This window comes from Nocardioides sp. AN3, assembly GCF_054653495.1.
Map to the genome: position 1 here is coordinate 37,734 of NZ_BAAIGC010000018.1, position 14,567 is coordinate 52,300.

A 14,567-nucleotide genomic window follows, 5' to 3' on the forward strand; every position below is an offset into this window, starting at 1 on the left:
CCTGAGCGCGACGCCCGAGATGCCCGGGTGTCGTCAGGTCTACCTCAGCTCTGCGTCGTCGCGGCGATCGCGCCTCGAGCGTCGCCGGCGTGGACGGTCACTCCGGACCCGGCGAAGTCGCGGACGATCGCCAGGTCGTCCTCACTGACGGCGCCCTGGCCGAGCACGACGACCGCCTCCAGTCCGGTGGATCCGGACGCGACCGCCATCGCGACACAGACGCCGACCGCCGAGACCGAGAGCGACGGGAGCGCGACCGTCGCTGCGGCGTATGTCCGGCCGTCCTGGTCGCGCACGGCAGCGCCCTCGGCGGCTCCCGTCCGGGCGCGTGTCGCGCGGGCGAGAGTGACGAGCTTCTTGTCCTCGGCGCTCAGCTCGGCCGTCGCGGGAGTGGCCTCAGTCATGGGTGTCAGGCTCCTTGTCGAGTCGTTCGATCAGCACGGTGCCGATCCGGTTCCGGCGGCCGGCAGTCTCCTCGGCGGTGAACCGTAGTCCGTGCGCCTCGACGACCGACCCCGGGATCGGGACGAGGCCGAGATGCTTGGCCATGAGCCCGCGCACGGAGTCGATGTCCTCCTCCTCGACGTCGACACCGACGAGCTCGTCGAGGTCGGCGACCTGGAACCGGGCCGGCACGCGCACGCGGCCGTTGTCGAGCAGCTGCGGGGAGTCGTCGCGGGCGTCGTACTCGTCGGTGATCTCGCCCACGATCTCCTCGAGGATGTCCTCGATGGTGATGAGGCCGGCGGTGCCGCCGTACTCGTCCACGACGATCGCCAGGTGCTGGTGGCGGGCCTGCATCTCCTTGAGCAGCTCGTCGACCGGCTTGGACTCGGGGACCCAGAACGGCGGGCGCATCACCTCCTCGACGCGCTGGGTGAACTCGACGTCGGGCGCCTCGAAGTCACGCCGGACGATGTCCTTGAGGTAGGCGATGCCCACGACGGCGTCGAGGCTGTCGTCGACCACGGGCACTCGGGAGAAGCCGCTGCGCAGGAAGAGCGACATGGTCTGGCGCAGGTTCTTGTGGCGCTCGATGTAGATGACGTCGCCGCGCGGGACCATCACCGCGCGGGCGGTGGTGTCGCCCAGCTCGAAGACGGAGTGGATCATCCGCCGCTCGTCGCCCTCGATCAAGGACGAGGCCTCGGCGAGGTCGACCAGCTCGCGCAGCTCGGTCTCGGTGTTGAAGGGTCCTTCGCGGAAGCCCTTGCCCGGCGTCAGGGCGTTGCCGACCAGGATGAGCAGCTTCGGCAGCGGCCCCAGCACGCTCGTGATCGCGGTGACCGGTCCGGCGGCGAGCAGTGCGACCCGCTCGTTGTGCTGACGCCCCAGCGTGCGCGGCGCGACGCCGATCGCGATGAAGGAGACCACGAGCATGACCGCCAGGGCGGTGAGGACCGTGGGCCACCAGGCGCCGCCATAGAGGTCGGAGAGCTCGAGAGCGACGAGCACGGTCGCCGCGACCTCGCACAGCAGGCGCAGGAGCAGGACGGTGTTGAGGTAGCGAGGCGGGTCAGCCAGCAGCGTCACCAGGCGCTGGGCGCCGGCCTTCCGCTCCTCGACGAGCTCCTCGGCGCGGGCCGGCGAGAACGTGCCGAGGGCGGCGTCGGCGGCTGAGAACAGGCCGGCGAGGACGACGAGCAGGGCCGCTGCGAGGAGCAGCCAGAAGTCGGACATGATGAGGGCTGGGTCGGCTGGTGACGTCGGTGGAGGAGATCGGTCGCTGAGGTCGCCTACTGAGGCGCCTTGGCCTGGGAGCCCCACTCGGCCAGGATCTCGGCCTGCAGGCCGAACATCTCGCGGTGCTCGTCCGGCTCGGCATGGTCGTAGCCCAACAGGTGCAGGATCCCGTGGGTGGTCAGGAGCTCGATCTCGGCCACGGTGCCGTGACCGGCCGTCTCCCCCTGCCGCTCGGCGATCACGGGGGCGATCATGAGGTCTCCGAGGACGCCCTCCTCGGGCTCCTCGTCGAGCAGGCCGGGGCGCAGCTCGTCCATCGGGAAGGCCAGCACGTCCGTCGGTCCCTCCTTGCCCATCCACTGCTCGTTGAGCTGGGCGATCGTCGCCTCGTCGACGAGCTTGACGCAGAGCTCGGCGAGCGGGTGGACGCGCATCCGGTCCATGACGAACCTGGCGAGCCGGGCCAGATGGTCGACGTCCAGGTCGGTGCCGGACTCGTTGAGGACCTCGATGCTCACGGGTGGCGCTCCTCCTGGGCGTCGTGCTCGTCGTAGGCCGCGACGATCTTCCCCACGAGGCGGTGGCGGACGACGTCGTGGCTGGTCAGTCGGTTGAAGCTGATGTCGTCGACGTCGTCGAGGATGCCCTCGACCACGCGAAGTCCCGACCGCTGCCCGTTGGGCAGGTCGGTCTGGGTGATGTCGCCTGTCACGACGATCTTGGAGCCGAAGCCCAGTCGCGTGAGGAACATCTTCATCTGCTCGGGCGTCGTGTTCTGCGCCTCGTCGAGGATGATGAAGGAGTCGTTGAGCGAACGGCCCCGCAGGAACGCCAGCGGCGCCACCTCGATCGTCCCGGACGCCATCAGCTTCGGGATGATCTCGGGGTCCATCATGTCGTGCAGCGCGTCGTAGAGCGGCCGCAGGTAGGGGTCGATCTTCTCCGTGAGCGTGCCGGGCAGGAAGCCCAGCCGCTCCCCGGCCTCGACCGCGGGACGGGACAGGATGATGCGGTTGACCTGCTTGGACTGCAGCGCCTGCACCCCCTTCGCCACCGCCAGGTAGGTCTTGCCGGTGCCGGCCGGGCCGATGCCGAACGTGATGGTGTGCTTGTCGATCGCGTCGACGTAGCGCTTCTGGTTGAGCGTCTTGGGCCGGATCGAACGGCCGCGGTTGCTCAGGATGTTGAGCGAGAGGACGTCGGCGGGGCGCTCCTCGGTCTCGGCGCGCAGCATGCCGATGATCCGCTCGACCGCCTCGGGCGAGAGGCCCTGACCGGTGCGGATGAGGGTCACCATCTCCTCGAGCAGGCGCTCGATGAGGGCGATCTCCCCGGGCTCGCCGTGCAAGGTGATCCGGTTGCCGCGCACGTGCACGTCGGTGTCGAAATGGGACTCGATCACTCCCAGGTGCTCATCGGCAGGGCCGAGGACACTCACCATGTCGACGCTGTTAGGCACCACGACGGTGTGCTTGGTGGTCAGCTGCTGCTGGTGGGTCTCGGTCACGTGAGCTTTCTGGTCGACGGCGGGGGCACTCCCTCTCGGGGCCTCCATGCTACGCGCAGACAACGTCCGGGCCCACGTCCTTTGTTCCGCCTGTGCACCAGTGCCCTCTCGGACCGGCACCTCAGACCGGCAGCGCGGTGATCCCGCCCGCCAGCAGGTGCAGGTGCGTGTGGAAGATCGTCTGGCCCGCCCCTGCGCCCGTGTTGAAGAGCAGGTTGTAGGCGTCGTAGCCCTCGTCGCGAGCGATCGCGGCCGCCGCCGTCACGAGCTCTCCGATGATCGAGGGGTCCGCCTCGGCGGAGGCCGCTGCGTTGGGGCGGTGGTCGCGCGGAGCGACCAGCACGTGCACGGGTGCCTTCGGGGCGATGTCACGGAAGGCGACGAGACGGTCGTCCGCGTGGACGATGTCGCCGGGGATGTCGCCGGCGATGATCTTGCAAAACAGGCAGTCCGCGTCGGTGGCCACGCTGAGCCCACTGGTCACGCTGTTCACGGGGAGATGGTGTCACACTGGTCCCATGCGAAACAGCCCCGTGCTCGTCAACGGCACCCTGCTCCGCCGTACGTCCGTCCTCGCCGTCGCCGCCGTGGCGACACTCGCCCTTGCCTCCTGCGGCAACGACAACCCCTCCGAGGCCCAGGACCCAGCGGCCGCGCCCACCACCAGCATCCCGCCGACCACGAGCGCGCCTGCGGAGCCCACGCAGACGGCCACGGCGACGCCGAGCGAGACGCCTTCCTCCGCAGCCGCCTCGGCCGACACCCTCATCACGCTCGAGGCACCCGCCGACCACGCAACGGTCTCGGGCTCGTTCGACGCGAAGGGCACGGCCAACTCCCCCGAGGCGAACGTGCCGTGGCAGATCCTGGACCTGAGCGGCAAGAAGGTGGTGGACGGCTACTTCACCGCCGAGGGGTGGATGGACAAGCTCTACCCGTACGCCGGGACCGTGGACGTCTCGAAGCTCGCTCCCGGCGCGTACACGTTCGAGGTCAGCGTCGACGACCCGTCCGGCGGTGAGGGCAAGCCTCCTCAGAAGGTCGATCGCGCCATCACCGTGCAGTGAGGCTCACGCGGCACCGACTGAACCGGACCCTGCTGCACCGCCAGCAACTGCTGCAGCGCAGCGCCGACTCGTCGGTGACACTCGTCGAGCGCCTCATCGGCCTGCAGGCGCAGGAGTCGCTGCCGCCGTACCTCTCCCTCGCCGCACGGCTCGACGACTTCGACCCGGCGGAGGCGAGCGACGCGCTCGCGGAGGGTCGGCTCGTGCGCCTGCTCACCATGCGGGGCACCATCCACCTGCTCACGCCTGAGGACGCGGCGGTGCTGCGGCCCTGGGTGCAGCCTCGCATGGAGCAGGAGCTGCGGGCGTCGCAGAACGTGCGCTCGGTGCGCGATCTCGACCGTGGGCGCTTCGACGAGGCGCTCCGCCTCGCGCTGGCGGATGGCCCGTTGACCCAGCGGGACCTCGGGGCCGCTCTCGCGCTGTCGTTCCCCGGCGCCGATCCGACGGCCCTCGGCGGCCTGGCCCGCCTGGCGGCTCCCCTGGCCCAGCTGCCACCGCGAGGGTGCTGGAAGTCGTCTGGCGGGGTCGTCTACGAGTACGTCGACCGCTGGACCGGCGTGCCCATGGCCCAGCCGGACGTCCCGGCCCTCGTACGTCGCTACCTCTCGGCGTTCGGTCCTGCGACCGCCGCGGACGTCACCGCCTGGTCGGGCGTGACGCGCCTCGGCCCGGTGCTCGCCGGGATGGAGGACCTCGTCCGCCACGAGGACGAGACCAGACGGATCCTCCTCGATGTCGCGGATGCACCGATCGCGGAGGAGGACGAGCCAGCGCCGGTGCGCCTGCTCGGGACCTACGACAACCTCTGGCTCTCCCACGCCGCCCGCGACCGCGTGACCGAGCCGGAGAAGCGTCGCGCGTGGATGGGCAGCAACGGCGGCGTCGGGAACGTCATCCTCGTCGACGGCTGGCTCGAGGGGATCTGGCGTGTCGAGGACGGCCGCGTCGTCGTGCGAGAGCTGCTGCGCACGCTGACGTCCGGCGAGCAGGCAGGCCTCGAGGAGGAGGTCAGCCGCGTCGAGCAGCTGCTTGCCCGCTGACGCTGAGCACGACGTGGAGGCCTTCGGGCGTGCCCGGCCAGTGCCGCTCGATCGTCGCCGAGCCGGCCGCCCGGATGACGCCGCGCAGGACGATGACGACCACGATCACATCGTCGAGCTGGCCGACGACCGGCAGGAAGTCGGGCACGAGGTCGATCGGCAAGACCACGTAGCCCAGGAGCCCCCACAGGGACCAGCGCACCCGGCGAGGGAGGCTCCGGTCGACGGCCAGGCGCTTCACCAGTCGAAGAACGTCAGGGAGCAGGCGGAGGACGTCGGTCGCGCTGAGCTTGACCGCGCTGCGTCGCGACCCGACGTAGAGCGCGATGATGAGAAGGAGCCAGACGAGCACGAGGCTCGCGGCGATCGCCACGGCTGCCTGCCAGACGGTGGTCACCCCCCCATGATTCCTGACGCAGCCGCGGGACGTCATGCGGAGAGAGCAAGCGCTTGCTCTGTCCGCATGACGTCGCGGCCGCCTCAACCCCAGCGCGACGTGCGAGCAAGGAGCGCGGAGACGGCAGCGAGGCCGGCCGTGGAGGTTCGCAGGACCTCGGCCCCGAGGCGGACCGTGACCGCCCCGGCCGACTCGAAGGCATCGACCTCCTCGGGCGAGAGGCCGCCCTCGGGGCCCACCACGACAACGACCTCGCCTTCAGCGGGCAGGCTGACCGCGGCCAGCGGGGTGCTCGCCTCCTCGTGCAGCACGACGGCGAGCGGCGCGGCCGCGACTCGGCCGACCACGTCGCTGGTCGAGGCCAGCGGCGAGACCGCGGGGAACCATGACCGGCGCGACTGCTTCGCCGCCTCGCGGGCGGTCACCCGCCATCGCGCAAGCGACTTGTCCGCGCGCTCGCCCTTCCAGACCGCGACCGAGCGGGAGGCCGCCCACGGCACGATCGTCGAGGCTCCGATCTCGGTCAGGACCTCGACGGCGAGCTCTCCCCGGTCGCCCTTCGGCAGGGCCTGGACGACCGTGAACGCCGGCTGCGGGACAGGAGCCTCGGACACGGCCGTCACCGTCACGGCGAAGACCCGCTTGCCGGTGGTGGCCACCTCCCCCACCACCGCGACGCCGGCGCCGTCGGTCAGGACGACGGACTCGCCGACCCGGAGGCGGCGTACGGCGACCGCATGGTGCGCCTCGTCACCGTCCACCGTGACCGACGACCCGGGAACGACGCCCGACAGCGACGGGACGAGGTGGACGGGAAGCGACATGAGGGTCGAGCCCTCAGTGCCCGTTGAAGGCGTCTCGCAGACGGCCGAAGACCCCACGCGACGACGCGCGGAGCTGACCGGACGGCTGAGTCTCGCCGCGAAGCGCCGCGAGCTGCTGGAGGAGCTCCTCCTGGGCCGGGTCGAGCGCGGTGGGCGTCTCGACGATCACGGTGACGATCAGGTCGCCGCGGCCACCGCGCAGACCGGGGACGCCGTACGCCCGGATGATCTGGTCCGTCCCCGACTGCGTCCCGGGCTTGATGTCGAGGTCGAACGAGGTCACGAGATCCGGAGAGGAGTCCTCCGAGGCCAGATCCGCCTCGAGCGTCGGCAGCGTGAGCACCGTGCCGAGAGCGGCTGCGGTCATGGGCACCGTGACGTGGCAGTGCAGATCGTTGCCCTGACGGGTGAAGACCGGGTGCCGCGCGACCTGGATCTCCACGTACAGGTCCCCCGCCGGCCCGCCGCCCGGACCGACCTCGCCCTGGCCGGCCAGCTGGACGCGTGTGCCGTTGTCGACGCCGGCCGGGATCTTGACGGTGAGGGTGCGCCGGGTGCGGACCCGACCGTCGCCACTGCACTCGCGGCAGGGCTCGGGGATGATCGTGCCGAAGCCGCGGCAGGCGGCGCAGGGGCGCAGGGTGCGGATCTCCCCCAGGAACGAGCGCTGCACGTGAGCGACCTCGCCGGCGCCGCCACAGGTCTCGCAGGTGACCGGCTTCGAGCCGGGCGCCGCGCCGTCGCCGTGGCACGTCTCGCAGGTGACGGCGGTGTCGACCTTCAGCTCCCGGGTCACGCCGAACGCCGCCTCGGCGAGGTCGACCTCGAGCCGGATCAGGGCGTCCTGACCGCGTCGCACGCGGGCGCGCGGCCCGCGACCCGCGGCCGCACCACCCTGACCGCCGAAGAAGGCGTCCATGATGTCGGTGAAGGAGAACCCGGCGCCGGCACCGAAGCCGCCGCCGAACGGGTCGCCGCCGCGGTCGTACGCCGCCCGCTTCTGCGGGTCGGAGAGGATCTCGTAGGCGTGCGAGACCTCCTTGAACCTCTCCTGGGCGACCGGGTCGGGGTTGACGTCGGGGTGGTACTCCCGCGCCAGCTTGCGGTAGGCCTTCTTGATCGTGGCGTCGTCGGCGTCGCGGTCGACGCCGAGCAGCTCGTAGGGGTCCAACGCTGTGTTCTTCTTCCTTGATCTCAGGCTTTGATCTCAGGCTGTGGTCTCAGGCATCGATCTCAGCCTTCGTCGAGGATGCGCGAGACGTATCGCGCCACCGCTCGCACGGCCGCCATCGTGCCGGGATAGTCCATCCGGGTCGGCCCGACGACGCCGAGCGACGCCAACGCCTCGTCACCTGGCCCGTAGCCCGTCGTGACGACACTGGTCGAGGACAGCTCCTCGTACGGACCCTCCGCACCGATCCGGACCGTCACCAGCCCACCGGACGTGGCCTCGCCGATCAGCTTGAGCAGCACCACGTGCTCCTCCAGCGCCTCCAGCAGGGGGCGGACGGAGGTGTCGAAGCTGTCGCCGTACCGTGCCAGGTTCGAGGCTCCGGCCACCGCGATCCGCTCATCGGAGCGGTGGTCCGACATGGCCTCCACGAGCGTCTCCACCACCGCGGACGCGATGCTGCCGTGCGGCCCGAGCTGGTCGGGAAGCGCCCGGAGGGCGGAGGCGGCCTCCGCGATCACCTCGCCGGTGGCGGCTCGGTTCACATGGGTGCGCAGGTCGACCAGGGACTCCTCGTCCACCGCCGCGGGCAGCTCCACGAGGCGCTGCTCGACCCGCCCTGTCGAGAGGATGAGGACGACGAGCAGCCGGGTCGGCGCGAGCGCCACGAGCTCGACGTGGCGCACCGTCGAGCGGGCGAGGATCGGATACTGCACGACCGCCACCTGCCGGGTCAGCTGGGAGAGCAGCCGCACGGAGCGCTGGACGACGTCGTCGAGGTCGACGGCCCCGTCGAGGAAGCTCGAGATGGCACGCTTCTCTGCCTGGCTCATCGGCTTCACCGTGGTGAGGCGGTCGACGAAGAGCCGGTAGCCCTTGTCGGTCGGCACCCGGCCCGCGCTGGTGTGCGGCTGGGCGATGTAGCCCTCCTCCTCGAGGACGGCCATGTCGTTGCGGACGGTCGCCGGCGACACTCCGAGGCCATGCCGCTCGACGAGCGCCTTCGACCCCACCGGCTCCTCAGTGGAGACATAGTCCTCGACGATCGCACGGAGCACCGCGAGCCTGCGGTCGTTCTGCATGCGGCACCTCCTTTGCGCGACCGGCCCGGACGCCCTCGCGCCCTGGCACTCACCCGACTGGAGTGCCAATGCTACTAGGCGGTCCTCTACCCTGCTGCGGTGAGGGACACGGGCTTCCGCGAGATCGCCGACCGGATCTGGCTCGCGCGCTATGAGTGGTGGGACGTCAACATCACCCTGGTCGGCGGGTCGACGGGGCTCCTGATGGTCGACACGCATGCGTCGACCCGAGCGGCGCGGCAGGTCATCGACGACGTACGCCGGCTCGGGGTCGGTGGCGTCACTCGGATCGTGAACACGCACGAGCACTTCGACCACACCTTCGGCAACGCCGAGCTGCGGCGTGCGTACGGCGACCCCCCGATCCACGCGACCGACACGGCGGCTGCCCGCACCGTCTCCTCGGGCGAGCGGGCCAAGGAGCGGTACGGCGCCGATGCGGACGACCCGCGCGCCGCCGAGATCGCCGAGACCGACATCGTGGCGGCGGACCGGACCTTCGCCAGCGTGGCCGCCCTCGACCTGGGCGACCGACTGGTGGAGCTCGCGCACCCCGGCCGAGGCCACACCGCCGGCGACCTCGTGGTGCGCGTGCCGGACGCGGACGTGGTGCTCGCCGGCGACCTCCTCGAGGAGTCGGGACCGCCCGTCTACGGCGACGACTCTTTCCCGCTCGAGTGGCCGACCACGATCGACGTGGTGCTGGGCATGCTGACGGCGTCCTCGGTCGTGGTGCCAGGGCACGGTCTCCCGGTCGACCGCGCCTGGGTCGAGCAGCAGCGCAACGACCTGGCGTGGGTCACGGCCAACATCCGCGAGCTCGCCGGTCGCGGTGTCCCGGCGGCGCAGGCCGCCGAGGCGACCGAGTGGCCATGGCCGACCGACGGCTGGCGGTTCGCCGGCGCCGTCGAACGCGGCTACCAGCAGCTGCCGCGCTCGGCACGCGGTCTGCCTCTGCCACTCGCCTGAGAGCTCCCGCCCGGAGCCCCGCGTGTTGTCCCTGGGACCCCAGTGACAGCTGGGACAATGGGCCCATGCCTGATCGCTACGGAGCCGACGTCCTCGCCACCGACTGGCGCGCACCGAAGCGCGGCCGCGCCGTCGAGGCGCCCGCCGAGATCGGGGCGGTTGTCGAGGAGGTAACAACCGAGTGGTGCGGCGAGATCGTCGCGGTCGACCGCGACCTCGGCACGCTCACCCTGGAGGACCGGCGCAGCCGCCGGCGCTCGTTCCCCCTCGGTCCGGGCTTCCTGCTCGACGGCAAGCCGGTCATCCTCGTCGCACCGGTCCGCGTGCCCGCGCCGACCGGCCCCAAGCGCACGGCCTCCGGGTCGATCGCCGTCGCCAACGCACCGGCCCGTGTCGCCCGAGCCAGCCGCATCTTCGTCGAGGGTCGCCATGACGCCGAACTGGTCGAGAAGGTCTGGGGCGACGACCTTCGGATCGAAGGCGTCGTCGTCGAGTTCCTCGGCGGTGTCGACGACCTCGCGGACCACCTGGTGCACTTCAAGCCGGGGCCGCAGCGGCGCGTCGGGGTCCTCGTGGACCACCTCGTCAAGGGATCCAAGGAGTCCCGGATCGCCGACGGCATCGTCCGCTCGCCCATCGGAGCGCACGTGCGGATCGTGGGCCACCCCTTCATCGACATCTGGCAGGCGGTCAAGCCGGACCGGCTCGGGCTGCGGGCCTGGCCGACCATCCCGCGCAACATCGAGTGGAAGAAGGGCGTCTGCCAGCACCTGGGCTGGCCGCACCGGGACCAGGCCGACATCGCCCGCGCCTGGCAGCACATCCTGTCGAAGGTGAAGTCCTACGACGACCTCGAGCCCGCCCTCCTCGGCAGGGTGGAGGAGCTCATCGACTTCGTGACCATCGACCCTCAGTAGGGGACGGGTCAGTAGCCGACGCGGCGGTCCTCGCTCGGCATGAGGATCCACAGGACGATGTAGGCGAGGACCTGCGGCCCGGGCAGCAGGATCGACAGCACGGCGATGATCCTGACCACGGTCGGGTCCCAGCCGAAGCGGCGGGCGATGCCGGCGCAGACGCCGCCGATCATGCGGCCTTGGCGGGGGCGGTAGAGGGTTGTGGCGCTCATGTCACCGACGGTAGGCCCCCGGTCGCGATCGCTCCATCCGGGTCAGCCCTGCGCTGACCCTGGGGCGCCCCTGACTGTTCACGGCAGCAGGTCCCGCACCACGCCGTCGGCGAGCAGGCGCCCCTGCTGCGTGAGCACGAGCCGGTCTCCGGAGACGACCAGCCCCCGCTCGACCAGATCCGGCACGGCCGCCCGGCCGGCGTCGTCCAGCTCCTCGAGCGGCAGGCCCGTGTCGAGGCGCAGCTCGAGGAGCACGCGCTCGACGTGCCGATCCTCAGCGCTGAGCACCTCCCGCGCGTGGGCCGGGCTGACGCCGGCGGCGATGCGGTCGGCGTACGCGACCGGGTGCTTGACGTTCCACCACCGCACGCCACCGACGTGGCTGTGGGCGCCCGGCCCGATCCCCCACCAGTCGGCGCCGGTCCAGTAGAGGAGGTTGTGGCGGCACCGGCTCGTGTCGTGACGGGCCCAGTTGGAGACCTCGTACCACTCCAGCCCGGCCTTGCGCAGCCGCTCGTCGACGAGGAGGTACTTGTCGGCGAGGTCGTCCTCGTCCGGCATCGCCACCTCGCCTCGCTTGACGCGGCGTGCGAGCGCGGTACCGTCCTCCACGATGAGGGAGTAGGCCGAGAGGTGATCCGGCTCGCAGGCGAGCGCCGCCTCGACGCTGGTCTCCCAGTCGGCCAGCGACTCCCCCGGCGTGCCGTAGATGAGGTCGAGGCTCACCTGGTCGAAGCCGGCCTCCCGCGCCCACCGCACCACGTCGGGGACCCGCCGCGGGTCATGGGTGCGGTCGAGGGTCGCCAGCACATGAGGGACGGCGCTTTGCATGCCGAACGAGAGGCGGTTGATCCCACCCTCGCGCAGCACCTGGAGCGACTCCGGGGTGACGCTGTCCGGGTTGGCCTCGGTGGTCACCTCGGCGGCGTCGACCAGACCGAGCTCGTCGCGGATCGTTCCGACGACACGGGTCAGGTCCTGGGCGTCGAGCAGCGTCGGCGTGCCCCCGCCGAAGAAGACCGTCTCGACGGGCACGTCGGCCGTCCCGAGGACGCGGCGCGCCTGCCGGATCTCGGCGATGGCCGCGTCCGCGTAGGTCCCCCGGCTGGCGCCCGGGTGCCCACCGACCGGCCCGAGCTCGAGCGAGGTGTAGGTGTTGAAGTCGCAGTAGCCGCACCGCACCGTGCAGAACGGCACGTGCACGTAGAAGCCGAGCGGTCGAGTGCCGAGACCCTCGAGCGCCGACTCCGGCAGGCTGCCGTCGGTCGGGACGGGGTCACCGTCGGGCAACGCGGAGGGCATGCCTCCAGTATCCGGCGCGCGCGGTCAGCGGCTGAATCGCCAGGAGAGACGGCCCTGCTCACTGGTCGGGATCGCCGTCAGCGCGATCGCCGTCACCGGGTCGGCACCGGTGATCTCGAGCCGCCACCAGGTGGTGCCGGCGCATACGGCGAACGTGGTCGACTCTGCCGCGCCCGCGAGCACCCCCACGACCTGCGGCGATCCGCACGCCCGAGCCATCGCGAGCGCGCGGTCGAACGACCCCCTCGCCGCGTCACCGAGCCCGAGGAGATCACCGGCGAGATCACCAGGGAGCTCACCCGCGACCGCGCGCGTCGCTACGGACATCAGCATCTCGGAGGGGTCGGGGACAGCGACGATCTTGAGCGCCTGCACCGCCGGGCGGAGCGTCGGGGCGACCTTGATCTCGAGGTCGTAGCGCCCACGCTCGGCCGGGACCGACCACGCCGCCCGACCGAGGCCGTCGGCGTACGCCTCGGTCCGTCGACCCGTCGGCCGGCCGATGAGCTCGCGCGCCGCGGAGAGCTGCTCGAGCCGCTCGGCCTCGGGCACGTCGAGCGCGACGTTGGCGGTGAACAGGTCGTCGGTGAACGGTTCCTGCTCGCACGCGAGCTTGGCGGTGACCGCATCAAGGAGCGCGGGCGTCGCGGTCGGCGGGGCGGCCGACGTCCGCTCACGCGCGACGAGCGCCCGGAGCGCGTCGCGGCAGGCCTCGACGGGAGCCGCATAGGTGCCGTTGGCCAACGCGATCACGCCGAGACCGGTCTCCGGATGCCAGCGCATGTGGGAGCCGTAGCCGGGATAGCCGCCGGAGTGCTGGACGACGGTCCCGTGGTCGCTGTGCTGCTCGACGAAGAGCCCGAAGCCGTAGCCCGTCGCGCTCGCGGTCAGCCCGGCTCCTCCGGCCGGCACGTCGACGGCGAGCGTGCCGGAGACGTCGACGAGGCGGTGCAGCTGCTGCATCTCGCGGCGGCTCGCGGCGTCCAGCGGATGCGGGCGGTCGGGCCGCCAGAAGGCATCGGTGAGACCGCCGACCCAGCGGGCGAGGTCGCGCAGCGAGCTCTGCAGGCCGCCCATCGCCGAGAACGTGCCGGGCAGCACCGGCGGCTCGACGACCCACTCCCCGCCTCGGCGGTGGTGGCCGACCACCAAGGCGGGGCCGACCTCACGGACGTCGTACCTCGTCGCCGACATGCCCAGCGGGCCGACCAGCTCCTCGAGCACGAACGCGCGGAACCCACCGGGCCGCTCGAGCACCGCGTCGATGACACGTCCGAGGAGGGCGTAGCCGAGGTTGCTGTACTCGAACCGCGTGCCCGGCGTTGCGCCGACCGTGAAGCCGCCGGCGAGGAACGCGCCGAGCTCGTCGGGTGTCTGCGGCTCGTTGCGGTCGCCCCACGGGTCGTCGGTGACCAGCCCGCCGCTCATGGTGAGGAGGTGGCGGATCGTCAGCTGGGAGGCGAGGTCGGGTCCGAGCTCCGGGACGTACGCCGAGACGAGATCGTCGAGCCGGAGAAGGCCGCGGTCACGGAGCAGCAGCACGGCGCTCGCGGTGAACGACTTCGTCATCGACGCGATGCGCTGGACGCTGTCGATGGTCGGCGGCGTCTGCGCGCCCAGCCTGGTGGTGCCGAGCCCGGCGGCGTGGACGATCTCACCGTCGCGCACCACGGCGTAGACCAGTCCCGGCGACTGGTCGCGGGCGTGCTCCGCGGCGAACAGGTCGTCGACGGTGCCGAAGTCGAGCGCGTCGGATGCGGTCATGCGTCGATGATGTCGATGTCGTACTTCTTCATCACCGGATCGACGGTCACCAGTGGGAGCCCGAGCAGCTGTGCCTGCGCGACGATCATCCGGTCGAACGGATCCTTGTGATGGAGAGGCAGCCCGGCCGCTCGCACCGCATCATCCAGGTCGATCGGCGCAACGGTTGTCGCCGAGTCGCGCAGCCGATCGCGAAGGTAGACGTCAGGTGGTTGCGGGAGGGCCAGCTTTCCGACGTCGTACTTGATCGCGATCTCCCAGACGGTCGCCGCCGACACCAGCCTGTCATTGTCCGCCGAGGCGAGGAGCTCCAACACGGATGCGCGCACGCGGCTCAGGTCGGTCTGCATCCAGAGCCACACACGCGTGTCGATGAGATAGGCACTCACCCGTAGAAGCTCTCGATGACGTCGTCCAGGGGCTGGTCGAAGTCCTCGGGCACGACGAAGACGCCGGCGTCGAGGCCCAGCCGCGGGGTGGGGCGCCTGTTGATCGGAACCAGGCGAGCCACCGGTTGGCCGCCCCGTGCGATCTCGATCTCCTCGCCGGCGTCGACCAGGCGCAGGAGTTCGGACAACCGGGTCTTCGCTTCGTGGACACCGACCGTCAGAGCGGCGGACTTAGTCATG

General features: G+C 71.2%; 18 protein-coding genes. 4 read left to right on the forward strand and 14 right to left on the reverse strand.

Annotated elements, in window-relative coordinates:
• Positions 1 to 44 precede the first annotated feature (44 nt).
• The 5 genes from ACYQ1K_RS18405 to ACYQ1K_RS18425 form a co-directional block, all read right to left on the reverse strand.
• Entirely contained in the window at positions 45 to 404 is a 360-nt protein-coding gene (locus tag ACYQ1K_RS18405) for a cytidine deaminase (RefSeq protein ID WP_459984709.1), read from the reverse strand.
• The gene (locus ACYQ1K_RS18410; RefSeq protein WP_459984710.1) at positions 397 to 1,680 is read right to left on the reverse strand and encodes a hemolysin family protein; all 1,284 of its coding nucleotides are present in this window, start codon (positions 1,678 to 1,680) and stop codon (positions 397 to 399) included. The genes ACYQ1K_RS18405 and ACYQ1K_RS18410 overlap by 8 nt, the downstream gene beginning before the upstream one ends.
• A 56-nt stretch (positions 1,681 to 1,736) precedes the next feature.
• Positions 1,737 to 2,201, reverse strand: a complete 465-nt coding sequence (gene ybeY / locus ACYQ1K_RS18415) for an rRNA maturation RNase YbeY (RefSeq protein WP_459984711.1) — start codon at positions 2,199 to 2,201, stop codon at positions 1,737 to 1,739.
• Entirely contained in the window at positions 2,198 to 3,124 is a 927-nt protein-coding gene (locus tag ACYQ1K_RS18420) for a PhoH family protein (protein WP_459984763.1), read from the reverse strand. The genes ybeY and ACYQ1K_RS18420 overlap by 4 nt, the downstream gene beginning before the upstream one ends.
• 187 nt (positions 3,125 to 3,311) lie before the next feature.
• Positions 3,312 to 3,683, reverse strand: coding sequence for a histidine triad nucleotide-binding protein (locus ACYQ1K_RS18425; RefSeq protein ID WP_459984712.1), 372 nt, complete (start codon positions 3,681 to 3,683; stop codon positions 3,312 to 3,314).
• A gap of 25 nt (positions 3,684 to 3,708) precedes the next feature.
• Here ACYQ1K_RS18425 and ACYQ1K_RS18430 point away from each other — a divergent pair, with 25 nt between their 5' ends.
• Both ACYQ1K_RS18430 and ACYQ1K_RS18435 read left to right on the forward strand, forming a co-directional pair.
• Complete coding sequence (locus ACYQ1K_RS18430) at positions 3,709 to 4,257, forward strand: Gmad2 immunoglobulin-like domain-containing protein (protein ID WP_459984713.1); 549 nt, start codon at positions 3,709 to 3,711, stop codon at positions 4,255 to 4,257.
• Positions 4,254 to 5,300 (forward strand): winged helix DNA-binding domain-containing protein, encoded by a 1,047-nt coding sequence (locus ACYQ1K_RS18435; protein ID WP_459984714.1) that lies wholly within the window; start codon positions 4,254 to 4,256, stop codon positions 5,298 to 5,300. Before ACYQ1K_RS18430 ends, ACYQ1K_RS18435 begins: the two co-directional genes overlap by 4 nt.
• On the opposite strand, the gene ACYQ1K_RS18440 is transcribed toward ACYQ1K_RS18435, so the two are convergent.
• The 4 genes from ACYQ1K_RS18440 to hrcA form a co-directional block, all read right to left on the reverse strand.
• The gene (locus tag ACYQ1K_RS18440; RefSeq protein ID WP_459984715.1) at positions 5,269 to 5,697 is read right to left on the reverse strand and encodes a YkvA family protein; all 429 of its coding nucleotides are present in this window, start codon (positions 5,695 to 5,697) and stop codon (positions 5,269 to 5,271) included. The genes ACYQ1K_RS18435 and ACYQ1K_RS18440 overlap by 32 nt on opposite strands.
• Positions 5,698 to 5,780: 83 nt before the next feature.
• A complete protein-coding gene (locus tag ACYQ1K_RS18445; RefSeq protein ID WP_459984716.1) occupies positions 5,781 to 6,521 on the reverse strand; it encodes a 16S rRNA (uracil(1498)-N(3))-methyltransferase in 741 nt (246 codons plus the stop codon).
• Positions 6,522 to 6,534: 13 nt separating this feature from the next.
• Positions 6,535 to 7,692, reverse strand: coding sequence for a molecular chaperone DnaJ (dnaJ, locus tag ACYQ1K_RS18450; RefSeq protein WP_459984717.1), 1,158 nt, complete (start codon positions 7,690 to 7,692; stop codon positions 6,535 to 6,537).
• A gap of 62 nt (positions 7,693 to 7,754) precedes the next feature.
• The gene (gene hrcA / locus ACYQ1K_RS18455; RefSeq protein ID WP_459984718.1) at positions 7,755 to 8,774 is read right to left on the reverse strand and encodes a heat-inducible transcriptional repressor HrcA; all 1,020 of its coding nucleotides are present in this window, start codon (positions 8,772 to 8,774) and stop codon (positions 7,755 to 7,757) included.
• A gap of 99 nt (positions 8,775 to 8,873) precedes the next feature.
• On the opposite strand from hrcA, the gene ACYQ1K_RS18460 reads away from it, so the two are divergent.
• Together ACYQ1K_RS18460 and ACYQ1K_RS18465 are read left to right on the forward strand one after the other, a co-directional pair.
• Positions 8,874 to 9,743, forward strand: coding sequence for an MBL fold metallo-hydrolase (locus ACYQ1K_RS18460; protein ID WP_459984719.1), 870 nt, complete (start codon positions 8,874 to 8,876; stop codon positions 9,741 to 9,743).
• Between the two features lie 65 nt (positions 9,744 to 9,808).
• On the forward strand, positions 9,809 to 10,660 hold the full coding sequence (locus ACYQ1K_RS18465) for a DUF3097 domain-containing protein (protein WP_459984720.1): 852 nt from the start codon (positions 9,809 to 9,811) through the stop codon (positions 10,658 to 10,660).
• Between the two features lie 8 nt (positions 10,661 to 10,668).
• Here the strand turns inward: ACYQ1K_RS18465 and ACYQ1K_RS18470 are convergent, their stop codons facing one another.
• From ACYQ1K_RS18470 to ACYQ1K_RS18490, 5 genes are all read right to left on the reverse strand, one after another.
• Entirely contained in the window at positions 10,669 to 10,872 is a 204-nt protein-coding gene (locus ACYQ1K_RS18470; protein WP_459984721.1) for a PspC domain-containing protein, read from the reverse strand.
• A gap of 78 nt (positions 10,873 to 10,950) precedes the next feature.
• Complete coding sequence (gene hemW / locus ACYQ1K_RS18475) at positions 10,951 to 12,174, reverse strand: radical SAM family heme chaperone HemW (RefSeq protein WP_459984722.1); 1,224 nt, start codon at positions 12,172 to 12,174, stop codon at positions 10,951 to 10,953.
• Positions 12,175 to 12,198: 24 nt separating this feature from the next.
• Entirely contained in the window at positions 12,199 to 13,938 is a 1,740-nt protein-coding gene (locus ACYQ1K_RS18480) for a serine hydrolase domain-containing protein (protein WP_459984723.1), read from the reverse strand.
• Complete coding sequence (locus ACYQ1K_RS18485) at positions 13,935 to 14,327, reverse strand: type II toxin-antitoxin system VapC family toxin (RefSeq protein ID WP_459984724.1); 393 nt, start codon at positions 14,325 to 14,327, stop codon at positions 13,935 to 13,937. Before ACYQ1K_RS18485 ends, ACYQ1K_RS18480 begins: the two co-directional genes overlap by 4 nt.
• On the reverse strand, positions 14,324 to 14,566 hold the full coding sequence (locus tag ACYQ1K_RS18490) for a type II toxin-antitoxin system Phd/YefM family antitoxin (RefSeq protein ID WP_459984725.1): 243 nt from the start codon (positions 14,564 to 14,566) through the stop codon (positions 14,324 to 14,326). The genes ACYQ1K_RS18485 and ACYQ1K_RS18490 overlap by 4 nt, the downstream gene beginning before the upstream one ends.
• Position 14,567: the final 1 nt, after the last annotated feature.